A 23,441-nucleotide genomic window follows, 5' to 3' on the forward strand; every position below is an offset into this window, starting at 1 on the left:
CAAGGCCGCGAGGGGGCTTGGAGAGGGAGCGGTCCCCAAACGCTCCCTCTCCTTCATTTCATGCCCCTGGCATTTGACGTGACGTGTCATGTCATGCCCTTCCAATGGCCACTGCTGTCGGGCTTAAATTTCAACGAGGAGCCCGAATGGCAGAGCCAATGCGGGCTCCAACTGTTCATGGACACGGATAGACACGGATGCCGCTTCGCGGCCACGGATGATCACGGATAAGAAAAATTCCGTGTCGTCATCTTGGGGCAAGCTCGGGTGGGGAGCCGGAAAAGAGCACAGTTCCGTGTATATCCGTGAAAGGTGCGAAGCACCGCATCCGTGTTATCCGCGTCTCGTGACTCCACGCCAGCCGTCTCAAATTAAAGCGGTTTGCGCCATATCTGGCGCAAACCGCTTTGGCGAGCATTGAGCGAGCGGCCAAGCAAACCGTAGGTTTGCGCCCGGCGAGGGCATACATAAGATTAAAGCCTTTTGCGTCACATTCGACGCAAAAGGCTTTAAAACGGACAACAGTGTCCAATGGCCGGGATGACAATTCGATCGGACGGCTGGTTTCAGTTGCTGGTGCCGGTGCCGGGAAGTTCGGCGCGGGCCGGAAGGTGGGCGGCCGCGATCTGGTTCAGATGGCGTTTCAGTTTCAGCAGCGCGATGGTCAGTTCCCCTCGGGCGTCGCTCTGCTCGGCCGCGGTACCCTTGGGATTGGGAATGGTGGTCAGGCAGATCAGCGCTTCCCGCGCTGCCATGCGGATTTCGAATTCCCCCTCACGCGCCATCTCGGTCAAGGCCGCGATTTCGGCAGCCGGATCCGTCTGGAAATTGGTGCGCAGATATTGCTCGGCATTGGCGTCGTCGTTGTGGATATGGGCATAAAGCCCCGCGTCATGGCCGCTCAACTCGTTGAGCAGGATCATCACGAACCAGCCCAGGGTGATCTCGGTGAGGTTGATGCCGCGCCGGGTCTTTTGCAAAAAGGTCTCCACCTTCTCCACATCGGAAAGCATGTCCTGGCGGAATTCCTCGCGCTCCTCGGCGCTCATTTCCGGCGGCGGCGGCGGCGGAGTCACGCAGCCCATCAAAACGGCCACCATCAGTGAGGCGAGCACACGGCGCATAGGGTCACTCCTTAAGGGGCGAGCGGGCGGGGCGCCCGGTTCAGTGCGGCCAGGACGCCCGCAAGGCAGGCAAAACGCGACACGATGCGGTCCGATCGCGCGATGCTCCAGGTCGATCCCCTGGGCCCGGACGCAGATTTGGTGACCGTGTAAAGGGGGCGTTCGAAGGCATGGCGAAAAACGCTGAACACGGCCCCGTCCGGGCGGACGTCGATGGCATAGTCGCGCCATTCGCCGCTGGCCACACGCATGGCATAGAGCGTGAGCAGTTGCGTGATTTCGCCCCGTTCGAAATGAACAAATCCAGGCTGATCCCGGTATTCCGACATCCGGATCAATGTCGCCATCGGCCACCCCACCGGCTTTACACGGAAATACTGTCGCGCAGGGACGTGATCGTGTCGAGAGTTTAGATAAGCGCGGCCCGTTAACGGACGGGGGTGGAGGCGGGAACGAATCCGATCAGCCGATCGTTCCCCTCGTTATAGGGCTGGGAATAGCAGGTGGGGCGCGCCAGTGTGCTGTAGCAATAGACCTGCGGCGGTGGGCTTGGCCGGTCGGGCCAGTCACGGCAATAGCCCTCGCCCCGTTCGGCCCGTGGGCTGGAGCAATCCTTGCCGGTGATCCAGCCGATCACATGGTCCCCCATGGTCTTGTGGGTGTTGATCAGGCTCAGCGCCTCCAACTGCGTGAAGGTGAAGATGCTCGGCAGCGGCCGGGGGGATGGGTTGATGGTGCCGCGCTCGCCGATCCAGGCGCAGCCGCTGATGGCCAGTAGACCGATCATCACCCAGTTTGATGCTGTAATACGCCCGATCATTTCTATGATCCTGCTAACCTATTGCGCTATATTCTGAGGCCGTGCCGAAACCGAATCAATGGGCAGATTCTGCCGGGGGCGACACATGGCCGTAACGACACCCGTTTGCGCCGAGGACTGGGCCGCGCCCGACTTCGCGCTTCCTGGGATCGATGGGCGAATCTGGAATCTGGGCGATATCAGGGGCGAGAGGGGGACGCTGGTCGCCTTCATCTGCAATCACTGCCCCTATGTGGTGGCCATCATCGACCGTCTGGCCCGCGATGCCCAGGTGTTACAGGACGAGGGCTTCGGCGTGGTGGGCATCAATGCCAACGACCCCCTGCAATATCCCGAGGATTCCTTTGACAACATGAAAGTCTTCGCTGGCACGCACGGTCTGGGCTTTCCCTATCTGTTCGACGAGAGCCAGTCGGTGGCGCGGGCCTATGGCGCGGTGTGCACGCCGGATTTTTTCGGGCTGGATCGCGGGGACCATTTGCGTTATCGCGGCCGCCTGGATGAATCAGGGCGCCTTCCCGCCGCCCCGGACGCGCGTCGGGAATTGCTCGACGCCATGCGCATGGTGGCGCGGACGGGGCGGGGCCCCGCCCATCAGGTGGCCAGCATGGGCTGTTCCATAAAATGGCGGGACCCTTGACCAAATCCCGATGAGCAAGACTCGTCGGGATTTGGTTTAAGCCCCTTGCACGACGGCAGTATTTGCCAAGGGGGCCGGGGCGGACTATGTTACGGCGCTGCTCCAGGACACGAGGCTTGGAGCATGACCGCCCGCATGGAGTAGAGTTCCTTGACCGACAAGCACGAGGATGCCGCCACCGATCTCCTGATCAAGGAGGTGGACGAGGATTTGCGGCAGGAAGAGCTTAACAGGCTTTGGAAGAAGCATGGCGGCCTGCTGAGCCTTGCCGCCGTGGCGCTGGTCCTGGCCGTGGCGGGCTGGCAGGCCTGGCAGGGTTGGGATGCCAAGCAGCGGCAGGCAGCCTCGGCGCGCTATCTCGAGACCTCCAGCTTGATCGAGCAGGGCAAGAAAGACGAAGCCGCCGAAGTGCTTGGCAAGCTGTCGGCCGAGGGGCCGAAGGGCTATCGCCTGCTGGCCGATCTGCGCCGGGCGGACATGGCGCTGCAGGCGGGGGATGCCGCCGGTGCCGCCGCCCTTTACGGCAAGGTGGCCGCCGACACCTCGGTGGACAAGGTCTATCGCGACATGGCGGTCATCCGTGCCGCCTATCTGACACTGGATGGCGGCGATTTCGCCACCATGGAGAAATCGGTGGAGCCCCTGGCGGCGGAAGCCAGTCCGTGGAGGCACTCCGCCCGCGAGATCCTGGCCCTGGCCGCCTTGAAGCGTGGCGAGACGCCGCGCGCCGCCGAACTGTTCGCAAAGATCGCGGAAGATGCCGCCGCGCCCCAGGGCTTGCGGACCCGCGCCGCCGAAATGCTCGCCGCCACCGGGCAGCGCGCCAGGAGCTAATTCATGGGAATGACCGTCATGACGCGCAGGATCGCCGGTGTTTTGATCGCCGTGCTTGCTTTGGGCGGTTGCGACAGCTGGCTGGGCGAGAATAAGGCTCCGCCCCTGCCGGGCAAGCGCATCTCGGTGCTGAGCCGCGAAAAGATGGTCGAGCCCGATATCGGCGGGGCCCTGGCCAAGATCGTCCTGCCGCCGCCCGAGGACAATGAGGATTGGCCCCAGGCTGGCGGCTATTCCAACCATGCCATGCACCACATGCTGGTGGGCGACGCCCTGCAGCGCATCTGGAAAAGCGATGCGGGCACCGGCGCAGGCAAGCGCCGCCGTCTTTTGGGGCAGCCCATCATCGCCGAGGGCAAGATCTTCACCGTCGACGCTTCGTCCATGGTCAGCGCCTTCGACGCCAATACCGGCAAGCGCCTGTGGCGGACCGAACTGACTCCCGATGACACCTCCGAGGTCTATACCAGCGGCGGTCTTGCCTACGAGGACGGCCAGGTCTTCGCCGCCACCGGCTTTGCCCAGGTGGTTGCGCTTGATTCCCGTAGCGGCAAGATCGACTGGCGCCAATCCGTATCGGGGCCGCTGCGCGGCTCTCCCACCGTGCGCGGCGGCCGGGTTTTCGCCGTGACGGTGGACAACCAGACCCATGCCCTGTCGGCCGAGGATGGCTCGCTGCTGTGGACCCATGCCGGTATCACCGAGGCAGCCGGTCTGTTGGCGGGCAACTCCCCCGCCGTAGACGGCAATATGGTGGTGGTTCCCTATACCTCCGGCGAGTTGTTCGCGCTGCGTGTCGAGAACGGCTCGATGATCTGGCAGGATTCGCTGTCCACCGTGCGCCGCACCGAGAATGTGGGCGCGCTGATGGATATCCGCGGCCGCCCGGCCATCGACCGCAACCGGGTCTATGCCATCAGCAATGCCGACATGCTGGTCTGCCTGGAACAGCGCAGCGGACGGCGCATCTGGGAAAAGGAAATCGGCGGCGTTCAAAGCCCGTGGATTGCCGGTGACTATCTCTATGTGCTGACCAACAATAACGAGGTTCTGGCGCTGGAAGCCAAGACCGGCCGTATCGTCTGGGTCACCGAGATGCAGAATTGGGAAAACCCCAAGGATCGCGAGGGCCGTATCGTCTGGGTCGGTCCCGTCCTGGCCTCGGACCGGCTGATCGTGGCCTCATCCGACGGCAAGCTGGTCTCTCTGTCGCCCTATACCGGCGACATGCTGGGATGGGAGGAGGCCCCCGCCGCCATCAGCATCGCCCCCATCATCGCCAATGAGACCTTGTATTTCCTGACCGACGACGCCGATCTCGTCGCCTACCGCTAGAGTCCATTTCATGCCCTTTACCGTGGCCATTATCGGACGCCCCAATGTGGGCAAGTCCACCCTGTTCAATCGTCTGGTGGGCAAGCGTCTGGCCATCGTTCACGACCTGCCGGGCGTCACCCGCGACCGCCGCGAGGGCCGCGCCAGCCTGCTGGGCATGGAATTCCAGGTGGTCGATACCGCCGGATTCGAAGACGATACCGGCGATTCCATCGAGGCGCGCATGCGTCATCAGACCGATATGGCGGTGTCCGAGGCCGATGTGGCCTTGCTGCTGATCGATGCCCGCGCCGGTGTGACGCCTCTGGACCGCCACTTCGCCGATCATCTGCGCCGTCTGCCGACGCCGGTGATCCTGGTGGCCAATAAATGCGAGGGCAAGGCAGGCATGCCGGGCCTTTACGAGTCCTACGGCCTGGGTATGGGTGAGCCGGTGGCGGTTTCGGCCGAGCATGGCGAGGGCATGTACGAGTTGTTCGAGGCGCTACGCGATCACGCCATCAAGGCTGGCGCGCTGACCCCCGACGGTGACGATCCCGAGCCCGAGGAAACGTTCGAGGGCGAGGACGGCGAGCCAGATCCCACCCGCCCCCTGACCATGGCCATCGTCGGCCGCCCCAATGTGGGCAAGTCGACGCTGGGCAATCAGTTGCTGGGCCAAGACCGTCTGCTGACCGGTCCCGAGGCTGGTCTGACCCGCGACGCCATCGCCGTGGAGTGGGAACACCGGGGGCGGCGCATGAAGCTGGTGGACACCGCCGGTCTGCGCAAGAAGGCTCAGATTTACGACGCCATCGAGAAGCTGTCGGTGGGCAACACCATCGAGACCATCCGCATGTCCGAGGTGGTGGTCCTGGTGATGGACGCCGCCGCCATTTTGGACAAGCAGGACCTGACCATCGCCCGCATGGTGGTGGAAGAGGGCCGCGCCCTGGTGCTGGCCATCAATAAATGGGATGTGGTCGACGACCCCCAGACGGCGCTCAAGCGCCTCAAGGATCGTCTGGAAACCTCGCTGCCCCAGGCCAAGGGGGTCACCACCGTGACCCTGTCGGCGCTGACCGGCAAGGGGATCGAGCGGCTGATGGATGGGGTGCTGGACACCTGGACCAATTGGAACCGCCGCATTCCCACCGCCCAGCTCAACCGCTGGCTGGAAGACATGATCGAACGTCATCCGCCGCCCGCGCTGCCCGGTGGGCGGCGCTACAAGATCCGCTACATGACTCAGGCCAAGGCCCGGCCACCGACCTTTGTCTTGTTCGCCACCCGGCCGGAACAGCTGCCGGAATCCTATTCGCGCTATCTGGTCAACGGCTTGCGCGAGGCCTTCGACCTGCCGGGCGTGCCGATCCGCCTCTATGTGCGCGGCGGTAAGAATCCCTATGCGGACAAGGACGGCTGATTTATCCGTCACTGAGGCTATTGCTGTCCGGCTTAAATTTTCATGAGAGACCCGAATGGCAAAGCCAATACGGGTTTCATCTGGTCATGGAACACGGATTGACACGGATGCCGCTTCGCGGCCACGGATGATCACGGAGAATGAAAATCCAACATCCTCTTTCTGGGGGCAAGCTCGAGGAAACGGGCTGAAACGAGAGAGTTTCCGTGTCCATCCGCGAGCGGTGCGAAGCACCGCATCCGTGTCATCCGTGTCTCATGACTCCACCTCTGCCATCTTAAATTAAACCAGACAGCAGTGCGCCGAGGCTCGGGGTGACACGAAACGTCGGATTAAACGCAGGGTCTCCCTACTTATGCTTGGAAAACAGGTCTAGCGTCTTGCACAGCAGGGCGCCGATGGGGCGCGGCTTGGGGGCTGACAAGCACTCGGCCAGATAGTCGGCCACGGCCTTGTCCGGGTTGGTCTCGGCGGTCTGGCGGGCGTCGATGCCGCGGGCTTGCATGCGCCTCATGAATCCCTCGCCCGCCGAGATGGCGATGACCGTCTCGATACCGTCCAGGGGGTGGGGGCCGTCACCCTCGTAATGATGAAACACCTGGGCGGCCTCCAATTCGACGCGGACGGAAGACGAAGCTCTGTCCGTCTCATAAACCAGCCAATGTCTGGCGCGTCCGGCGTGGCCGGATACCTTGGCGTAGCTGGAATCGACGGCGACGGCGATTTTCATGGCTAATTTTCCCTAATGTGGCGCACTTCACAGACATGACGATGAGGATCGATCACTACGGTAATCCTGGGGGATAATACGTATTTCCATGCGCATTCCCTTGATGTGAGGCCTGAACTCGGCGATTATCCGGCAGGCGGAGGAGAACGACTGTGACGGTACGCATTCTGATAGCCGAGGATCAACAACTGGTTCGTCAGGGCCTGGTTGCTCTTCTGGCGGTTGACGATGTCACCATCGTGGGTGAGGCCGAGGATGGCAAGGTCGCCATTGAAATGGCGCGTACATTGACACCCGATGTGGTGTTGATGGATCTGTCCATGCCCGAATTGGATGGTGTCGAGGCGACGCGGCGTATCAAGCAGGTGGCCCCCCATGTGCGGGTTCTGGTTCTCACCGTGGCCAATTGCGAGCGCCGCGTGGCCGAGGCCCTGACGGCGGGGGCCGATGGTTACGCCCTCAAGAAGCTGGGACACGGAGAGTTGATGGCGGCCATCAACGCGGTCTGTGCCGGCAAGACCTATCTGGGCCCCGGCCTGTCCGAGGATCTGGTCAAGGAATACCTGGAAGGCTCGGATCTGGGCGGCGGCGCCTTGACCGCGCGCGAGCGTGAAGTGCTGCAGCTGATCGCCCGCGGCAACAAGAACCGCGAGATCGCCGACGAACTGGGCATCGCCATCAAGACGGTGGAAACCCACCGCACCAAGATCATGCAGAAGCTTGACCTGCATAACTCCGCCGAACTGGCGGCCTATGCCATCCGGCGCGGGCTGATCGAGTAGTCAGGCGAGTACGCTTGTCACCCAGGCGCGCATCCTGCCGATGATCCGGCGGGAAAACCGCCACAGCCGCCATCCGTTCAGTCGCGCATGGGCCCAGGCCTTGAGGCCGTTGATCCAGTCGTGCAGGCGCACGAACCAGGGCACCGTCATCAGGGTCGGCTTGCACAGGGTGTAGATGCGGGCGAACAGGGCGGTGGCGGTCAGTTTCGCGGCCAGCAGCACCAGCAATCCCCACAGGAAATGCCCCTGGGCCATGGCCCACAGCGCCATCAGCTTGAACGGCAGCATGGCGGCGCCGGGCGCCAGGAACAACAGCGCGGCGCCCCAGGGCGGCAGCGTCTGGATGTGGGCTTCCAGCCGGGCGACGGCTGGTAGACGGCCCAGCCGGGCCATCAATGCCTTCAATCCGGCCCAGATAACCTCTTCGACCAGCAGCAGCACGACGGCGGGCGGGACCAGGAGGGCGGAGAGGTAAGGATTACGGCGGGGATTTTGAGAGGGCATGGGCCTGATCGGGTTGGAGTCGAGAATATCCAATATAGGCTGCTCGGGATGTCACGCAATCGTCAGGCTCATATGCTAGGCTGCGCGCGCCTTACCATTTATGAAAGTCGGACATGCGCCTCCCCACTTCGCCGCTTGGAATTTTCCTGATCATTTGCGCCGTGCTGGTTCCCGCCGGAGCCGGTCTGACCGCGCCGGTCTGGCTGATGGTCATGGGCATGCGCCTGGATGTGGCGGCGGCCATCGGCTCGCGCATCGTGGGGGTGACCGCCCTGGCCTGCGCCGGTCTCGGACTGATCTATTGGCTGGTCTTGCGGCCCCGGATTCTGGCCGCCGCGCCGCTGACCGTCCAGCCCATGGCAGCCGTCGAGGGGCCGGCCGAGGATCATTCCGCCCGCGACCGGATGGTCCATACCCTGGTGTGGTGCCTTTTCCTGCTGCCCTTCATTCTGATCGTCGTGGGATTCATCGTCGGCCAGCTTGATTCGGTGTCCGGGGCGGATTGAGGCCGGCGCGCCGTTCCTTGCGCTGTTTTTGAGCGGCCCCGCAATCCAGGCAGAGTTGATTGCGGGCCCGGTGACAGCGGTCCTTGACCGGACAGTCGTCGGGCGGTTCGCTTCGGGTGGCGCGGGCTTTTCCGTTGCGGGAAGGGCGCGGAGCTTCCATGACGGTCAGTGCCCGCCCTTCTTTTCCTTTTTCTCTTCCTTGCCTTCCTTGCCTTCCTTGGCGCCGCCCTTGCCCGTCACCTGGTCGGGGCGCAAGAAGACCTGCATGGGTTTCAGCCATTCCGAGGCATCGTTGGCCCGTTCCGCCACGGCGGCGCGGCCATCGCTCGATGCGTTGAGGGTGGCCGAAACCCCTTCCAGGGATGCCCGCTGCGCCGCTTCGTCGCCGCCCTCGGCCCGCACGGCGAAGACGGCGCGGACCGGAATGGCCGCGTCGGGGCCGCTGGGGCGCAGCGACAGCATCCATGCCACCTTGCGGTTGGGGCCTTCGATGACCCCTTCCTTCATCATCAGGGTCTGGTTTGCGGCCATAATGCCGATGGAATAGCGCAAGATCATGCCGTCGGGCGGGGCCAACAGGGTGACGCCCACCGGTATGGGCTTGTTGCCGTGCAGGGCCAGTTCGCCTTCCACGGCATAGGCGATGCCGTCGGCCTTGGGGAAACGGGCCAGTTCGTTCTTGAAGGAGAAGGTGGCCTCGTTGGATTGGTTCCAGCCGCGTGGGATCTCCTTGCGTTGCAGGAAACGCTCCACCGTGCGCCGCAGGGTGTAGAAATGCTCGTCCTCGGTGGGGGTGAAGCTTTCCCGCTTGCGCGGGGCGGGCAGTAACTGGGTGGCTTCGATGGTGAACAGGCCAAAGCCATTGGCGACCGGCGCCCTGTCCACCAGGGCGAAATTCTCCACCGCCACGCTTGCCACCAGAGGGGCGCCGGGAAGGCCTGTGGCCGCCGCTGGGGATTCAGCCGCTCCCGCCACGGGGGCAAGGAGACATCCCACAATCACCGCCGCCATTGACCGGAATTGCATGGTGGGAAATCCGATTCTGTCCGTCCGAGGAGAATGGCGGCATTGTGGTCCCTGTGCAGGCAAGTTTTCAACACCCAGATAAAGATGGGCACTGAGACTGTGAAAGGGTTTTGATGATGGAAGGGCAGACCGGTCCGGTGACCGTCAGTATCGCGCGCAAGGCGGTGCCGGGGCGCGAGGCCGATTACGAGGCGTGGATATCCAGGGTTACCGCCGAGGTCTGCCACTGGCCGGGCTATCAGGGGGTCAACGTTCTGCGGCCCGCGGCGGCCACCGATTACGCCTATGTCACCATCTACCGCTTTTCCACCTGGGAACAATGCCACGCCTTCGAGAAATCGGAGGAGCGGGCACGCCTGCTATTGGAACTGGACGGCATGGTGGAGAGCGAGGCGGAGATCAAGAAGGTCACCGGGCTGGAATTCTGGTTCGATTTGCCGGAAGTCCCCGCCCAGCTTCGTCCCTCGCCCCACAAGATGGCCCTGGTGGTTACCTTTGTGGCCTATGGGGTGGTCATGGGACTGACCTTTACCATCGGCCCCCATATTTCCGGTCTGCCTGTCTGGTTGAGGGCGCTGATCATGGTGTCGGCCCAGGTGACGCTGATGACCTATGTCTTCATGCCCCAGGCCACCCGAGTCCTGCGCCGCTGGCTGTTCGGATCGGTGGGAAGCGCCTCAGCGCCGAAACGCGCCGGGTAGGGCGAAGCGGGCCAGGGCGACCGACTGGGCCGGAAGATCCTGTTCATCGGCGAAGGCCAGCAAGGACGCCTCGTCGTCCAGAAGGAAATCCAGAACGGCGCCCAGAACCTCCGCCTCGCCGGCACGCTGGCGCAAGGTCTGGGAGTCGCAGCCGGTCGCCGCCAGGAAACGCATGGCCCGATCCTGGTCGGTCACCACCCAGGCCAAAGCCCGCAGCGCGGTGATCTCGGCCGAGACTGGCGGGATGCGGGCGTCACGCATGACCCATTCCCCTTTCCCGGTTCAGCCGTTCCACCCGGCTGAGCAGCAGCATGGCGCGGTCCGCCGCCCGCCAGTCGCCGCGGCGGGCCAGGTCCTCGGCACGGCGGGTAGCGACGCTGACCGCTTCCCGCCCGAAATAGGCGACCATCTCATTGGCCGCGCTGGTCCAGTGTTCTTCCATCGGCACCTCCAAGAGAACAAAACGCTAAAAGAAAAAGAACAAAAAGGCAATATAGATTCTTGAGGCTATCGCTGGATAGGGTTGCGGGCGGAGGCTGCCATCCCCATCTCCCCCTTACATCGGTATGGGGCCCTTGGTATGGGGGGAGAGATGCATTTGCGCGGTGGCATGGTGGCAATGATGGGTTGCGCGCTGCTGGCCGTGTTCATGCTGCTTCGCTGGGGCGGGGTTTTTGACGACCGCAAAGTGGTGGTGGGCGTTCTCAACCATGCCATCGTCGCCGAGGAGGCCCTTGAGGGCTTCAAGGCCGGTCTTGCCAGCCATGGCTATGTGGAAGGCGGACAGGCCACCTATTACTACCGGGGCCCGCTCGGCGGTTCCGTTCTGGAATCCGAGGCCGAGCGGCTGGCGGCGTTGAAGCCGGATCTGTTTCTGACCCTGTCCACTCCGGCGGCCAAGGCGGCCTTCCGGGTCGCCAAGGCGGCGGGCATTCCCCTGATCTTCGCTCCGGCCAGCGATCCCATCGCCATCGGTCTGGCAGAGAGCCTGGGGCGGCCGGGGCGCAACGCCACCGGTGTCACCTTCGGCATCCAGGAGCCAGTCCGTCTGCAATGGCTGAAGACCATGCTGCCCGGCCTGACGGCGGTTCTGGTGCCTTTCAATCCCGATGATCCGTCGCCACAGGCATCGCTGGAAAAGATCCGGCCGGTCGCCGACGGTCTGGGGATCCGTCTCGATCTGGCATATGTGCGCAGCGGGGCCGAACTGGACGCGGCCCTGGCGGCCATGGCGCCCGATGTGGGGGCGGTGTTCGTTCCGGTGGATGCCTATGTTGCGTCCCAGGTGCCGCGTATCCTCGTGGCCACGCTGGGACGGAATGTACCCCTGACCACGCCCCAGCGCGGCGGCGTGGTGGAAGGTGCCTTCATGTCCTATGGCTTGGATATGAGGTCGCTGGGCGCCCAAGGGGCGCGGCTGGCGGCCCAGGTCCTGGGCGGCGTTCCCGCAGGCGACCTTCCGGTCGAGACGGCGGAGTTCCGCCTGACGATCAATGTGGAGACCATGGAGCGGCTAGGTATTTCCCTTCCCGATCAGATCCTGCGGCAGGCGGATCTGATTCGAGCCAGGCGGGGGGGCGATGGAAGCTGAACTCTCCCTCCACCGCAAATTGGTGCTGGCCTTCTTGGTGCTGGCCCTGGGACCGCTTGTGGTGGCGGGCCTTGCCCTCTCGGTGGGGGCCTATCGTCTTCAGGACCGCCAGACCGAGGCCATTCAGCGTCAGGTCGGCCATAGCATCATTTCCGAATTCCGCCATTATCTGGGGAATCTGATCCTTGAACTGGAGGAGCCGCTGCGCCGCCAGGGCATGGGCCGACGCGATGCGGCCAGTCGCCAATCCTTGGCCGACGGACTGATCGCCTTCGAGCCCATGTTCATCGAAGTGGCCTTGCTCGATGCCCAGGGGGCCGTCCTGACGCGGGCCAGCCGCTATGAACCGGTGATCGCGCAGGGCGTGGCCGGACTCGGCCATCTGCCCGAGGTGGCGGCGGCCATGATCGACGGCGCCACGGCCATCGGAGACATCCGGCATTACGTTCCGACAAACGAGCCGATGATCGGCCTCGTCGTGCCTTCCATGGATCCCCGGACTGGTCGGCCCGAGGGGTTCATTCTAGCCCAGGCCCGTTTCCGCAAGATTTGGGAATTCACGCAGCCAGCGCCCGGATTGGAGCAATTGAACAGCTATATTCTCGATCGCGGCGGTCAGGTTATCGCCCACCGCAATCCGTCGGTGGTTCTGGCCCATGCCGCGCGCAGCCTGCCCTTGACCGATGGAATTGTCCGGGGGCTCGACGGGGATTGGGTGTTCAGCACCAGCGAGGCTTTTGTGGTCGGCGGCCGCCGTTTTCTGATGGTCGTGGAACAGCCCCTGTTCAGCGCCCTCAAACTGCCCGCGGGCGCGGCCTTGATCGTGGCCCTGGTTTTGTTGTTCGCAGGGATCGGCGCCTGGTTTCTGATGCGCTATTCGCGCCACGCCATTCTGGCGCCCATCGACGCCCTGGCCGATGCGGTGCGCGATGTTGAGGCCGGCGACATGAGCCGCCGCGCCCCGGTGCGGTCCTCCGACGAGATCGGGGCCTTGGCCATGGCGTTCAATTCCATGACCGGCCGGGTCGCCGATCTGTTGAACGACCTGGGCGATTCCGAGGAGAAGTTCCGGCTGGTGATGGAAAGCGCCAGCGACGCCCTGGTGGTGATCGACGCCCAGGGCTGCATCACCACCTGGAACCGCGCCGCGACCCGCATGTTCGGCTATCAGGCCGCCGAGGTGATCGGGCGCAATGTGGGACTCCTGATGCCCAGTCATTTGCGTGGACGTCATGACGATGTCCTGGCTCACCTCAGGACCGAGACCGACGGTCGTCTCCAGACCGAGCCGCGCGAACAGCCCGCCCAGCGCAAGGACGGCACCCTGTTTCCGGTGGAGGTCACCCTGGCCGGATTTTCGTTCAAGGGGCAGCGGTACTTTTCCGGAATCATGCGCGATATCTCGGCGCGCAAGGAGGCGGAATCCAATATCCGCTTCCTGGCCCGTCACGACGCCCTGACCGGCCTGGCCAACCGGGTGGTGCTAAGGGAAAAGCTCGAAGAGATCCTGCCCGAGACCGGGGCGCGTCAGCTGCACTGCCTGCTGTTCATCGATCTGGACAATTTCAAGGTGGTCAACGACATCCTGGGGCACAGCTTCGGCGACCGCCTGCTGGTGGAGGTGGCGGGGCGCCTGCGCTCCATCGAGGGCGGACGCAATATCGTTTGCCGCCATGGCGGTGATGAATTCATTTTGCTGGCGCCTGACATTCAAAGCCGGGAAAAGGCGGCGGAATTGGCCGAGCGGGTTCTGGCGGTGATGAGCGATTCCTTCGCCATCGACGCCCAGGCCATCGAGGTCGGATGCTCAATCGGCATCAGTATGGCGCCCGATGACGGTGACAAGGCCGAAACCCTGATCCGCAAGGCCGATATCGCCATGTACAAAGCCAAGGAGAAGGGACGGCTGGGCTTCCAGTTTTTCACCGGCGCCATGGATCGCCAGATGGCCGAGCGCCGCCAGTTGGAAAAGTCGCTGCGCCGCGGCCTGCGCGACGGAGATGTTTTCATCCATCTGCAACCCAAGGTCCGGCTGGCCGAGGGCCGCGTCACCGGCTTTGAGGCCCTGGCCCGCTGGCAGAGCCCCGACCATGGGATGGTGCCGCCCAGCCGCTTCATTCCGGTGGCCGAGGAATGCGGCCTGATTGGCGGCATCGGCGAGCTGGTCCTGCGCCTGACCATGGAGACATTGGCCGGTTGGCGGGCCCATGGGCGGGTACTCTTGCCGGTGGCCGTCAATCTGTCGGCGGGGCAGTTGGGCAATCCCGGCCTGGCCGGGGAGATCGACTCCTTGCTGCGCGAATTCGGTCTGCCGCCCACAGTGCTGGAACTGGAACTGACGGAAAGCATGCTGATGGGCGACGCGGATCAGGTCCGCGCCATCTTATTCCGTCTCAAGGATCTGGGAATCAAGCTCAGCATCGACGACTTCGGGACTGGCTATTCCAGTCTCAGCTATTTGAAGCGCTTTCCGGTGGATGTGCTGAAAATCGACAAGTCCTTCGTCACCGATCTGCCGGGAGACCCCGAAGGGGAGGCCATCTGTCTGGCCATTATCAACATGGCCAAGGCTCTTTCCCTGGACGTGGTCGCCGAAGGGGTGGAAACCGAGGCGCAGAGTTCGTTTCTGAGCGATAACGGCTGCGACTTCGCCCAAGGGTTCTTCTTCGCCCGACCGGTTTCGGTCGAGGAGGCGCAGGACTATCTGCCCGTGACCTGTTCACCCGATCGGCCGGGGTGATGGCAAAGGGCGTCAACCGCTGGACAATTCCATCTCGGCCAGCAGCCAGTGCTCGAGGTCCTGTTCCTGGGGGCGGCCGCGGCTTTCCCAGATGGCATAGGCCCGCTCGCGGATGCGGGCGATATCATCGCCATGGGCCAGAATGTCCGAGACTTCCCGGTTGATGTCGATCAGGGCGTTGACGCGCGCGTCACTGGCGCCGTTGCCGTGTTCATCCGTCGAAAGGGCATAGGCCACCTGACGCTGGTTCGGAAACTGCCAGGCCCGCGCGGCGGCGATGTGGGCCAAGGTCCGCCAGACGCGCTGATTGCGCTCCAACGCCTTGAGGAAGCTGGTCGTGTCGCAGGCCTTGTCCAGTTCCTGGGCTGCCTCATCCAGGGCCAGGGCGCCGGTTTCCGCCAAAGTCAGCTTTTCGGGATGCAGGCTTGCCATCGGGTCCCTCCCGATTGCCGGATTGTCCATTTTTTTCATGGATAATCCTAGGGCGAATGGCAGGGGGATTCAATGCCGCAGAAGTGATGGCTGTATGACAGTTTGTGCACTGATATATATCAAAGCTTGGCGATAAGGCCCCTGCTACCCTTGGGTGGCATCAACTGATGTTTTCCGAGGGGGAGGACACAAATGGTTATCGACAATACGGCCGTTATTGCCTTGACTTTCCTGGGATTTATTCTGGCGGTGACCGGCGGGCTCGCCTGGTTCGTTCTGAGCCGGAAATAGGGTTTCGTGCAAGGCGGCCGCCGGGATTTCAACCGGCGGCTAGCTTTTTGAGTTCGTTCAGCACGAACACCCGGATGGCCGAGGACAGATTGGCGCCGCGCGCGCTGTCGATTTCCGCCACCATCTGATTGACCGACAGCCCCCGCGCGGTCGCCATATCCTTCAGACAGTCCCAGAACTCGGGCTCCAGCGTGACGCTGGTGGCGTGACCGGCGATCTTGACCGAGCGCTTGACCGGCATGCCGCTGATCACCTGACGATAACCGTCTGGGCGGGGGCGCCCTCCCACTGGGAGTGGGCCGGAATACCTTCACCCTTCATGACGATGGTCAGCATGCCGATCCGGGCGAAGTCGCCCACATCGGTGTCGTAGAGCACGGTGGAGCCCGAACCCACGCTCACGCCCTTGCCCAGCTTGACGCGGCCCACCTTCATGACCCGGTCCTCGTAAAGATGGGTCTGCAAGGCCGACAACGAGTTGATCGCGCAGAAATCGCCCACCTCGATGCAGTCGAATTCGGTGATGTCGGTGGTGTCCATGAACACGCCCTGGCCGAAGCGGCAGCCGTACAGCCACAGGAACCAGGGCAGGAAGGGCGTGCCGCGCAGATGGTCCAGCAGCACTTTTCCCGCCAGGCCCCAATACATGACCGCGACCGCTTCGGTGCGCAGCGCCCACCACGACCACATGGGCTTGGCGGTGGGGCGGTAGATCCACATCATCAGCCACTTCACCGCCACCGAGGACAGGGCCAGCGAGAAGGAGATGGCCACCGAGGCGGCCACGAACAGCGGCAGGACGGTGGCGTATTCCCGCGCCAGAATGCTGGGCGCCAGCAGGTCCACGGTCAGGATGCCGAAGGTGATGAACAGCATGGTGGGCAACGAGACGGCGAAGGCCTCGAACACGGCGCGCCAGGCCCGGCGCCACAGGGGCGGCGTGAAGGTCCAGTCCGAGCCCACGCTGTCGAAGCGCTGGCGCACCGGCAGCTTGAAGGGCGGATTGCCGAACCAGGTGTCGCAGGCTTGCATCTGGTCATTGGCGGGTGGCCGCGACTTGATGCCGATCAGGGTGCCGGTGGGAATCACCGCGCCGGGCGGTACCACGGCGTCGTTGCCGACGAAGACGCGGGCCTCGGTCTTGACCGGTTCCAGGACCATCCAGCCGCGCCGCACGCATTCGTCGCCCAGCACCACCTCGTCGGCGATGAAACAACCCGGACCGATATCGGTCAGGTCATAGCGTCCGGCCAGATTGCACGAGATCTCGGCGTCCTTGCCGATCTTGGCCCCCATCAGCCGGTACCACATGCGCATATAGACGGTGGCGTACAGCGACGACAGGGTTTCGAGCATCAGTTCGGTGGCCAGAGCCACGATCCATTTGCGGACGTAGAGACTGCCGTAGATGGAGTAGCTTCCCGCGGTGACCACAGGCAGCACCGTCCAGCGCACCAGGGCGATGAGCAGCACGGTAACGAAGATCAGCGCCATGGCGGTGGGCCAGGCCAGCAGCGGCAGGATGGTGGCGTATTCGCCGCCCGCCAGAACGTCGCTCAGGCGCTCGAAGATGGAGAAGGCCGGGAAGATGGGCAGCAGGCTGATGGGCGGCAAGACCACCAGCATCAGGCCGTAAAGCAGGGTCAGGCCCAATTTGCGGCCGAAACTGGCCTGGGCATGTTCGGGCAGGGCGGCCTCGTCCACCATGCCCACCTTGCGGCCGGGCGAGCCGTCCCAATGCTCATAGCGGCCCACCCTGGTCCCCGTGGTGATGGAGGTGAGGTCGCCGATCTCGCCGCCCGTCTCGATCACCACGCCATCGGCGATCATGCACGAACTGCCCATATAGACGTCGTCGCCGATCTCGATGGTACCGATCACCAGTTCGTCGCCCACGGCTTCCGCATTGGCCAGACGGGTCTTGCCGCCGATGGCCACGCCGTTGCCGATGCTCACCAGATCGAAGGCGCCCGCTTCCATCTCGGCCAGCACGCAGTCACTGCCCACCTTGGCGCCCAGCAGGCGCAGATAGATGCTCATGATGGGCGTGCCCTGGAACCACTTGATATGGGCGACGCTGACCACCCGCTGGGCCAGCCACCAGCGGAAATAATAAACGCCCCACAGCTTGTGGCGACCGGGCCGGGTCCGTCCCAGGATCAGCCATTTCAGCGCGATGGACGAGGCGATGGTGCCCACATTGATCACCGCATAGGTGACCATCAGGGTCCCCATCTCGGTGAAGAAGCTGGCATCTTCGCCCGACAGCAGCATGTAGGAGACGAACACGCCCAGCCATGGCGCCGTGGTCAGCGCCAGGATGAAGGGCATGGCCACCGCCTGGGCCAGTCCGCACAGGAACCGGCGCAGCAAGGTGGGCGGATCGAAGGACAGATCGGCGGGCTTGGCGCCCGGCGCGGGCGCGCGGGCGTCGAGCAACGCTCCCATGGCGCGCAGGGTTCGGGCGTTGTAGATCTCGTTGAGAGTCAGGCTGGCCAGTTCCGGGGTCTCGCGCACCGCCGAGACGAATTTGGCGGCCAGCAGCGAATGGCCGCCCAAATCCAGGAAAAAGTCGGCCTCAAAAGGAATGGCCTGGCCAGGGAAGACGCGGCGCGCCGCTTCTAAGAGGGCGGCCTCGGTGCGGGTGGCGGGCTCTTCCTGCTCGCCGCCGCCGACCGAGAGGTCCAGCGGAAAGTCCTTCAACGCCTTGCGGTTCAGCTTGCCCGAAATCAGCCGGGGCAGTTCGTCCACCACCAGATAATGGGACGGAACCATATAGGCGGGAAGCTGGCCGCGCAGGCCTTCCTTAAGGGTGCCGCCTTCGATGGTGGCCCCTGTCTCCGGCACGATGGTCGCCACCAGACGCTCGATGCCGTCATCGGTGCGCAAGGATACCGCCGCCTGATGAACGCCGGGAAGCGCGGCGAGGCGTGCCTCGATCTCGCCCAGTTCGACGCGAAAGCCTCTGATCTTGACCTGATCGTCGATACGGCCGTGAAAGGTGATGTCGCCGTTTTCGTCGATGGCCACCGCATCGCCCGAACGATAGAGCACCGGGGCGGAACCGTCCGTGTCCCATGGATTGGCGATAAATTTCTCGGCGGTGAGATCGGGGCGGCCGAGATATCCGGCGGCCACGCCCGGCCCGCCGATCAGCAACTCACCGGTCATGCCCGGCGCGACGGGCTGGATGAGGTCGTCGGCCACGAAGCAGACGTAATTGGGAATGGGCCGCCCGATGGTCACCGGCTTGCCTGGCTCGACCTCGGCGATGGTGGCCACCACCGTGGCCTCGGTGGGGCCATAGGAATTGAAGATGCGCCGCCCCGGACGGCACCAGCGCTCGGCCAAAGCGGGGGGGCAGGCCTCGCCGCCCAGAATGATGACGCGCAGGCCCGGGATATCGCCGGGCAGCAGGCCCAAGAGGGTCGGCACCGTGTCGAGAACGGTGATTCCGGCCTGGGCCAGCACGTCGGGCAACTGGTCGGCCTCGGCCAGGGTGCGGCGTCCGGCGATCCACAGGCGCGCGCCCACCAGATAGGGCACGAAGATCTCTTCCAGCGACAGGTCAAAGGCCACCGAAGCGCCCTGGAACACCACGTCGTCGGCCCGCAGCCCGTAGATGGAATTGGCGGCGCGCAGGTAATGGCAGATGTTGGAATGGCTGATGACGATGGCTTTGGGCTTGCCGGTGGAGCCCGACGTGTAGATGGCATAGGCGGGATCGGCGCTGCTGGCGCCCTGGGTGCGCGGATCGGGCGAGGCGCCCGTTGGCGCGCCCTGCTCCAGACTCGGCAGGATCAGGGTATGGGCCGGCATGGTGCCGGTGATGCCGCCCATGGTGAAGGCATCGACGATCAGCGCCTTGGCGGCGCAATCGTCCAGGCACTCGGCCACCCGGTCGGCGGGGGCCTCGGTGTCGAAGGGGATATAGGCGGCGCCCGAGGCCAGAATGCCCAGCAGGGCCACGTGCAGATCCAGGGATCGGCTCATCCACAGCCCGACGAAATCGCCCCGTCCGATCCCGCGCGCCGCCAGGGCGCGGGCCACGGTCTGGGCGCGCTCCGACAACTGGGCATAGGTCAGGGTGACGTCGCCGAAGGTGGCGGCGGCGGCGTGGGGAAAGGCGCGGACGCTGGAAGAGAAGATCTCCCACAGGGTCTCGTCACGGATCAGGGCGGAATCACGGGGCCCGAACAGGGCGGAAAGCAGGGATTGTGTCACGTCGTTTCCAGGTTTGGCGCCGCATCGGCGCGCGCGGCGATAACCAGTGCCGCGTCCAAGGGGAGGGTATACCAAGTCACGGCAAAGCGGTCACCCCCCACGTTGATTTTTATGCGTTTCCAGGGCGGCGGAGCCGCCAGATCCGCGACGGAGGACAGATCCGGTTCGGTCAGCCCAAGGACGATGCCGGTGCCGCGGGCCTTCAGGACCGCTTCCTTGGCCGTCCACAGCCGGGCGAAGGCCAAAGGCTGATCATCGGGGGCCATGGCGGCCAGACGCGCCCGCTCGGCGGGGGCGAATTGGCGCGCGGCATCCTCCCAGACCGGGCGGCAGCGCTCCACCGTCTCGATATCGGCCCCCACCGGCCCGTTGCGTGATCCGGCGATCAGCATCAGCCCGTTACAGGATGAGCAGTTGAACCAATAGCCCGGACCGGGATCGCTCAGCATGGGCTTGCCAAAGGAATCCCTGGTAATGGCGATCTCGGTTTCGGGGCGGTCCAGCGCTTGGGACAGGTGGCGGAAAAGCAGGCGCGACCGCGCCTCGGCCGATTGGGCGAGGCCGGTATGCAGCCAGGTCATCCCATCCAATGGTACTGTGTCCAATCGCATCGACTCCGCCGTCCTAATGCGGCATTCTGGTGGGCGGTTTCCTTTGGGTGGATGGCCAGAATGGCGCGCGAACCAGAGATCGTCACCCGTTATCGTACGCTGGCGCTGGAAAACGATCCGGTCGCTCAGTTCAAGCTCGGTGATCTTTATCGCCTGGGCTATCAGGTCAAGCGCGATCTGGACGAGGCGGTGGTCTGGCTGGTGCGCTCGGCGCGCCAGGGCAATGCCGAGGCCATGGCCCTGTTGAAGAAGATGGCGGCCGAAGGCGTGGATGTGCGCCGACGCGTGGACGACCTGCCGGGCAAGCGCCAACCCGTCGAACGTCCCGATTACGGCACGCCCGCCGCCGCGGAGGCCAGGCCGCCCGTCGTCGCCGAGCCCATCCCCGAACCTCCTCCCGTCCCAAAGGGCCCCAAAATCATCGCCCTGCCCGAGATCGAGGTGGAGACCGATCCCTTGCGCATCGGCGAAAGCATGGATGATCCGGCCCTATTGCGGGCCGGGGTGGACAAGGGCGATCCGGCTTGCATGGTGGCGCTGGGCAATGCCTATCGCGAGGGCAAGGGTGTCGCTCCCGATCTGGCCGAGGCGGTCCGGCTCTATACCCTGGCGGCCAAGGCCAATGATGCGCGCGGCCAGTTCTCCCTGGGCGTGATGTACGACCTGGGCCTGGGGGTGGCGCAAAGCAACGCCCATGCCCTGAAATGGTACCGCGAGGCGGCCAAGCAGGGCGATCCGCAGGCTCAGTTCAATCTGGGCAACATGATCCAGCAGGGCCGCGGCGTGGAATCCAGCGCGGAAGTGGCGGCCAAATGGTTCAAACAGGCGGCCGAGCAGGGCGATGCCGGGGCCATCTTCGCACTCGGCGCCCTTTACGAGGCGGGAAGCGGGGTCGAGCGCGACGAGACCCAGGCGGTGGAACTGTATCGTCAGGCCGCCGATCAGGGACTGGCGCTGGCGCTCCACAACCTCTCCAACATGCTGCGCCAAGGGCGCGGCACCGATGCCGATCCCACCGAGGCGGCCATGATGTGCCGCCGCGCCGCCGAACAGGGGCTGGCCGAGGCCCAGTATAATTACGCCGCGATGCTGGCCCTGGGCCTGGGGGTGGACAAGGACGAGGAGGCAGCCATCCGCTGGTTCCGCCGGGCCGCCAAATCCGGTGATCCGCGCGCCGAGACCCAGGCGGCGGCCCTGGAAAAGCGGCACGCGGCGGAGACCGTGTCATGAGCGGCCCCAAGGTCTCTTACGAGGTCCAGGTTCTGGCCGATAAGAACTGGGTGATCGCCGAAATGGCGCCCGACGAGGCCAAGGCCAAGGCCTTCGCCGAGAATCTGCTGCAGGCGGGCAACCATGCGGCGGTGCGGGTGGTCAAGGATCACGAGCGCATCGACGGCACCCATTCCGAAACCGTTCTGATGGAGAAGAAGGCCGCCGAGAAAGCGGCTGGCGATCCCCAGCTCACCACCATCACCGAGGCGCCGCTCTGCTCGGACCTGGAGGATTTCTACCTCCAGCCGTCGCGCACCACCATGGGCAAGCTGTTGCGCAAATATCTGGACGAGGCGCTGGTGACGCCCTTCGAACTGCTGCACGACGCCAAGGAGATGAAGCGGTTCGGAGACAAGGGCAATCTGCTGTTCTCGGCCATCGACCGGGTGGCGGGGCTGCAGGCCAAGGTCTCGGGCGAAGAGTCCAAGGTCCGCAAGGACTTCCTGGACAAGAGCTGGGAGGAGATGGGGAAAAGGGCCCGCGACTTCGCCGCCAAGAAGCCCAAGACTCCCGCCAGTTTCGCCGAGGCGGTGGCGTTCTCCAAGGGCGATACTTTCGCGCTTCGCTCCCATATGACCCTGGCATTGCTGGAAAAACGCTCGTGGTTCGGCAAGCTGGACCTGCTGGTGGCCTGGGCGGCCGAGCCCGAGGCCAAGGGCAATATGGTGGAGATCGATGCGGTGATCGCCGATCTCACCGTGCCCGCCCAGGTGATTCAGGATCTGCTGGGCTTTCAGTCCAATCTGTCGGCGGCGCTGTGCACCATCGTCAGCCTGACCGAAGGGGGCGCCGAGGCCGCCAAATTCGCCCCCCAGACCTTCACCGATCTGAACAAGCTGTTCGCCGAAGGGGCGCTGCCCCAAAGCCGCGATGTGCTGATGGGCCGCGTCATCCGTGAGGCGGGCGGAACCAATCCTCTGTCGCGCAACGATTCCTCCCAGGAATACGAGATGTTCCACAAGCTGCTGACCCGGCTGGTGGACAAGGACCGGGTGGTGGGCGGCTCGCCCATGGCCGAGGCGCTGTTGCAGCGCGGCGCCCGTGTGCTCAATTCAGGCGGTGCCAGCGTTTCGGCCCCCCAGGCGCTGCAACTTCTGTTGGGCGCCCTGCCCGATGGCTGCGTGCGGTTGCAGTTCCTTCTCACCCTGGCGGGGTCCAATCTGGGGCGCAGCATGGGAGAGGTTCTCACCGAGATGCTGGACGCCCATGTGCGGCGCTCCAACCATATCGATCTGTGGGCGCCGGTGCGCCTCGCCCCTCCGGCGCGCATGGCGGCGCTCAACAACGCCAACAAGCTGCTGCGCTCCTGCCCCCATCTGGTCGATACGTTCCGCAAGGAGCTGGCCGACCGCATCGACGACGTGATGGTCCGCTATCTCACCGCCGAGGAGATCATCGAGAAGGTGGACAAGCCCGACGACCCGCTCGCCATGCGCGCCATCCGGCTGGTCAAGTTCTGCGGCTCGGGCGTGCTGATCGAGGGCAAATCGCTCAATATGGCCAAGGCCCGCGTGGTCGAGCATCTGCGCCAAAAGCAGTTCGAGGAGAAGTTCGTCGCCTCCATGCCCGATCCCAGCCAGGGCGAGAAGCATCTGCGCGACTTCCACCGCCTGCTGGTGGAATGCGGATTCGGCTGAGGGATGGGGGTTTGATAGGTGCGGGCACCCCCATCTGTCATCCCGACGCCACAGGCGGAGGGATCTCCGCTTGGCATACGGTGCCCTGCTTGGAAAAGTCGGTCCAGGATGAGATCCCTCGCCAAGGCTCGGGATGACAAGTGAGGATACGTGGCGCCCCCAAAGAATCACTGGCGGAAACCCACACAATCGTTGTAACTAGCGGCCTTCGGCCGCGCGATCACGCCCGGTCGCGA

Annotated in this window: 23 protein-coding genes; 11 read left to right on the top strand and 12 right to left on the bottom strand. The window is 64.3% G+C overall.

Going from position 1 to position 23,441, the window contains the following annotated elements:
• Window positions 1-566: 566 nt before the first annotated feature.
• The 3 genes from CCC_RS02820 to CCC_RS02830 all read right to left on the bottom strand — a co-directional run bounded on the left by CCC_RS02820 (window position 567) and on the right by CCC_RS02830 (window position 1,944).
• Window positions 567-1,124: a hypothetical protein gene (locus tag CCC_RS02820; RefSeq protein ID WP_009869798.1), complete on the bottom strand. Its 558-nt coding sequence runs from the start codon at window positions 1,122-1,124 to the stop codon at window positions 567-569.
• Window positions 1,125-1,135: 11 nt separating this feature from the next.
• Complete coding sequence (locus tag CCC_RS02825) at window positions 1,136-1,471, bottom strand: DUF2794 domain-containing protein (protein WP_041039712.1); 336 nt, start codon at window positions 1,469-1,471, stop codon at window positions 1,136-1,138.
• 80 nt (window positions 1,472-1,551) lie between these two features.
• Window positions 1,552-1,944, bottom strand: coding sequence for a hypothetical protein (locus CCC_RS02830; protein ID WP_041039714.1), 393 nt, complete (start codon window positions 1,942-1,944; stop codon window positions 1,552-1,554).
• A gap of 85 nt (window positions 1,945-2,029) precedes the next feature.
• Here CCC_RS02830 and CCC_RS02835 point away from each other — a divergent pair, with 85 nt between their 5' ends.
• The 4 genes from CCC_RS02835 to der all read left to right on the top strand — a co-directional run bounded on the left by CCC_RS02835 (window position 2,030) and on the right by der (window position 6,158).
• A complete protein-coding gene (locus CCC_RS02835) occupies window positions 2,030-2,584 on the top strand; it encodes a thioredoxin family protein (RefSeq protein WP_009869795.1) in 555 nt (184 codons plus the stop codon).
• Between the two features lie 150 nt (window positions 2,585-2,734).
• A complete protein-coding gene (locus CCC_RS02840; RefSeq protein WP_009869794.1) occupies window positions 2,735-3,418 on the top strand; it encodes a tetratricopeptide repeat protein in 684 nt (227 codons plus the stop codon).
• A gap of 3 nt (window positions 3,419-3,421) precedes the next feature.
• Entirely contained in the window at window positions 3,422-4,753 is a 1,332-nt protein-coding gene (locus CCC_RS02845) for a PQQ-binding-like beta-propeller repeat protein (RefSeq protein WP_041039716.1), read from the top strand.
• Between the two features lie 10 nt (window positions 4,754-4,763).
• Window positions 4,764-6,158, top strand: a complete 1,395-nt coding sequence (der, locus tag CCC_RS02850) for a ribosome biogenesis GTPase Der (RefSeq protein ID WP_009869792.1) — start codon at window positions 4,764-4,766, stop codon at window positions 6,156-6,158.
• A 349-nt stretch (window positions 6,159-6,507) separates the two neighbouring features.
• On the opposite strand, the gene CCC_RS02855 is transcribed toward der, so the two are convergent.
• The gene (locus CCC_RS02855) at window positions 6,508-6,888 is read right to left on the bottom strand and encodes a NifB/NifX family molybdenum-iron cluster-binding protein (RefSeq protein WP_009869791.1); all 381 of its coding nucleotides are present in this window, start codon (window positions 6,886-6,888) and stop codon (window positions 6,508-6,510) included.
• Window positions 6,889-7,040: 152 nt separating this feature from the next.
• Between CCC_RS02855 and CCC_RS02860 the strand changes: the two genes are divergently transcribed.
• Window positions 7,041-7,670 carry a response regulator gene (locus CCC_RS02860; RefSeq protein WP_009869790.1) on the top strand — a complete coding sequence of 210 codons (630 nt, stop codon included), beginning with the start codon at window positions 7,041-7,043 and terminating at the stop codon, window positions 7,668-7,670.
• On the opposite strand, the gene CCC_RS02865 is transcribed toward CCC_RS02860, so the two are convergent.
• Window positions 7,671-8,174 carry a hypothetical protein gene (locus tag CCC_RS02865; protein WP_009869789.1) on the bottom strand — a complete coding sequence of 168 codons (504 nt, stop codon included), beginning with the start codon at window positions 8,172-8,174 and terminating at the stop codon, window positions 7,671-7,673.
• A 113-nt stretch (window positions 8,175-8,287) separates the two neighbouring features.
• Between CCC_RS02865 and CCC_RS02870 the strand changes: the two genes are divergently transcribed.
• On the top strand, window positions 8,288-8,680 hold the full coding sequence (locus CCC_RS02870) for a hypothetical protein (RefSeq protein ID WP_041039718.1): 393 nt from the start codon (window positions 8,288-8,290) through the stop codon (window positions 8,678-8,680).
• A 165-nt stretch (window positions 8,681-8,845) separates the two neighbouring features.
• Here CCC_RS02870 and CCC_RS02875 read toward each other — a convergent pair whose 3' ends face one another.
• Window positions 8,846-9,706, bottom strand: a complete 861-nt coding sequence (locus CCC_RS02875) for a hypothetical protein (protein ID WP_041039720.1) — start codon at window positions 9,704-9,706, stop codon at window positions 8,846-8,848.
• A gap of 113 nt (window positions 9,707-9,819) precedes the next feature.
• Between CCC_RS02875 and CCC_RS02880 the strand changes: the two genes are divergently transcribed.
• Window positions 9,820-10,407 (top strand): hypothetical protein, encoded by a 588-nt coding sequence (locus tag CCC_RS02880; RefSeq protein ID WP_009869786.1) that lies wholly within the window; start codon window positions 9,820-9,822, stop codon window positions 10,405-10,407.
• On the opposite strand, the gene CCC_RS02885 is transcribed toward CCC_RS02880, so the two are convergent.
• A complete protein-coding gene (locus CCC_RS02885; RefSeq protein ID WP_009869785.1) occupies window positions 10,384-10,668 on the bottom strand; it encodes a DUF3572 domain-containing protein in 285 nt (94 codons plus the stop codon). The two genes, CCC_RS02880 and CCC_RS02885, sit on opposite strands and share 24 nt — an antisense overlap.
• The gene (locus CCC_RS02890; RefSeq protein ID WP_041039723.1) at window positions 10,661-10,849 is read right to left on the bottom strand and encodes a hypothetical protein; all 189 of its coding nucleotides are present in this window, start codon (window positions 10,847-10,849) and stop codon (window positions 10,661-10,663) included. The genes CCC_RS02885 and CCC_RS02890 overlap by 8 nt, the downstream gene beginning before the upstream one ends.
• A 150-nt stretch (window positions 10,850-10,999) precedes the next feature.
• On the opposite strand from CCC_RS02890, the gene CCC_RS02895 reads away from it, so the two are divergent.
• Window positions 11,000-11,998, top strand: coding sequence for an ABC transporter substrate-binding protein (locus CCC_RS02895; protein WP_236686285.1), 999 nt, complete (start codon window positions 11,000-11,002; stop codon window positions 11,996-11,998).
• Window positions 11,988-14,738, top strand: coding sequence for a bifunctional diguanylate cyclase/phosphodiesterase (locus CCC_RS02900; RefSeq protein ID WP_009869782.1), 2,751 nt, complete (start codon window positions 11,988-11,990; stop codon window positions 14,736-14,738). Before CCC_RS02895 ends, CCC_RS02900 begins: the two co-directional genes overlap by 11 nt.
• Before the next feature lie 12 nt (window positions 14,739-14,750).
• On the opposite strand, the gene CCC_RS02905 is transcribed toward CCC_RS02900, so the two are convergent.
• From CCC_RS02905 to CCC_RS02920, 4 genes are all read right to left on the bottom strand, one after another.
• Window positions 14,751-15,170: a DUF2934 domain-containing protein gene (locus tag CCC_RS02905; protein ID WP_041039725.1), complete on the bottom strand. Its 420-nt coding sequence runs from the start codon at window positions 15,168-15,170 to the stop codon at window positions 14,751-14,753.
• Between the two features lie 319 nt (window positions 15,171-15,489).
• Entirely contained in the window at window positions 15,490-15,702 is a 213-nt protein-coding gene (locus CCC_RS02910) for a ribbon-helix-helix domain-containing protein (RefSeq protein ID WP_041040005.1), read from the bottom strand.
• 8 nt (window positions 15,703-15,710) lie between these two features.
• Window positions 15,711-19,685, bottom strand: a complete 3,975-nt coding sequence (locus CCC_RS02915) for a Pls/PosA family non-ribosomal peptide synthetase (RefSeq protein WP_009869779.1) — start codon at window positions 19,683-19,685, stop codon at window positions 15,711-15,713.
• Complete coding sequence (locus tag CCC_RS02920; protein ID WP_009869778.1) at window positions 19,682-20,266, bottom strand: 4'-phosphopantetheinyl transferase family protein; 585 nt, start codon at window positions 20,264-20,266, stop codon at window positions 19,682-19,684. The genes CCC_RS02915 and CCC_RS02920 overlap by 4 nt, the downstream gene beginning before the upstream one ends.
• A gap of 90 nt (window positions 20,267-20,356) precedes the next feature.
• Between CCC_RS02920 and CCC_RS02925 the strand changes: the two genes are divergently transcribed.
• Window positions 20,357-21,526 (top strand): SEL1-like repeat protein, encoded by a 1,170-nt coding sequence (locus tag CCC_RS02925; protein WP_009869777.1) that lies wholly within the window; start codon window positions 20,357-20,359, stop codon window positions 21,524-21,526.
• Window positions 21,523-23,205 (top strand): hypothetical protein, encoded by a 1,683-nt coding sequence (locus CCC_RS02930; protein WP_009869776.1) that lies wholly within the window; start codon window positions 21,523-21,525, stop codon window positions 23,203-23,205. Before CCC_RS02925 ends, CCC_RS02930 begins: the two co-directional genes overlap by 4 nt.
• Window positions 23,206-23,441 lie beyond the last annotated feature (236 nt).

This window comes from Paramagnetospirillum magnetotacticum MS-1 (genome assembly GCF_000829825.1).
GTDB classification, from domain to species: Bacteria; Pseudomonadota; Alphaproteobacteria; order Rhodospirillales; family Magnetospirillaceae; genus Phaeospirillum; species Phaeospirillum magnetotacticum.

Bases quoted from the DNA above. Each gene is read 5' to 3' on its own strand.
- CCC_RS02820 (WP_009869798.1), bottom strand. From the start codon at position 1,124: ATGCGCCGTGTGCTCGCCTCACTGATGGTGGCCGTTTTGATGGGCTGC.
- CCC_RS02825 (WP_041039712.1), bottom strand. From the start codon at position 1,471: ATGGCGACATTGATCCGGATGTCGGAATACCGGGATCAGCCTGGATTT.
- CCC_RS02830 (WP_041039714.1), bottom strand. From the start codon at position 1,944: ATGATCGGGCGTATTACAGCATCAAACTGGGTGATGATCGGTCTACTG.
- CCC_RS02835 (WP_009869795.1), top strand. From the start codon at position 2,030: ATGGCCGTAACGACACCCGTTTGCGCCGAGGACTGGGCCGCGCCCGAC.
- CCC_RS02845 (WP_041039716.1), top strand. From the start codon at position 3,422: ATGGGAATGACCGTCATGACGCGCAGGATCGCCGGTGTTTTGATCGCC.
- der (WP_009869792.1), top strand. From the start codon at position 4,764: ATGCCCTTTACCGTGGCCATTATCGGACGCCCCAATGTGGGCAAGTCC.
- CCC_RS02855 (WP_009869791.1), bottom strand. From the start codon at position 6,888: ATGAAAATCGCCGTCGCCGTCGATTCCAGCTACGCCAAGGTATCCGGC.
- CCC_RS02865 (WP_009869789.1), bottom strand. From the start codon at position 8,174: ATGCCCTCTCAAAATCCCCGCCGTAATCCTTACCTCTCCGCCCTCCTG.
- CCC_RS02870 (WP_041039718.1), top strand. From the start codon at position 8,288: ATGCGCCTCCCCACTTCGCCGCTTGGAATTTTCCTGATCATTTGCGCC.
- CCC_RS02875 (WP_041039720.1), bottom strand. From the start codon at position 9,706: ATGCAATTCCGGTCAATGGCGGCGGTGATTGTGGGATGTCTCCTTGCC.
- CCC_RS02880 (WP_009869786.1), top strand. From the start codon at position 9,820: ATGATGGAAGGGCAGACCGGTCCGGTGACCGTCAGTATCGCGCGCAAG.
- CCC_RS02885 (WP_009869785.1), bottom strand. From the start codon at position 10,668: ATGCGTGACGCCCGCATCCCGCCAGTCTCGGCCGAGATCACCGCGCTG.
- CCC_RS02890 (WP_041039723.1), bottom strand. From the start codon at position 10,849: ATGGAAGAACACTGGACCAGCGCGGCCAATGAGATGGTCGCCTATTTC.
- CCC_RS02895 (WP_236686285.1), top strand. From the start codon at position 11,000: ATGCATTTGCGCGGTGGCATGGTGGCAATGATGGGTTGCGCGCTGCTG.
- CCC_RS02900 (WP_009869782.1), top strand. From the start codon at position 11,988: ATGGAAGCTGAACTCTCCCTCCACCGCAAATTGGTGCTGGCCTTCTTG.
- CCC_RS02905 (WP_041039725.1), bottom strand. From the start codon at position 15,170: ATGGCAAGCCTGCATCCCGAAAAGCTGACTTTGGCGGAAACCGGCGCC.
- CCC_RS02910 (WP_041040005.1), bottom strand. From the start codon at position 15,702: ATGCCGGTCAAGCGCTCGGTCAAGATCGCCGGTCACGCCACCAGCGTC.
- CCC_RS02920 (WP_009869778.1), bottom strand. From the start codon at position 20,266: ATGACCTGGCTGCATACCGGCCTCGCCCAATCGGCCGAGGCGCGGTCG.
- CCC_RS02925 (WP_009869777.1), top strand. From the start codon at position 20,357: ATGGCGCGCGAACCAGAGATCGTCACCCGTTATCGTACGCTGGCGCTG.
- CCC_RS02930 (WP_009869776.1), top strand. From the start codon at position 21,523: ATGAGCGGCCCCAAGGTCTCTTACGAGGTCCAGGTTCTGGCCGATAAG.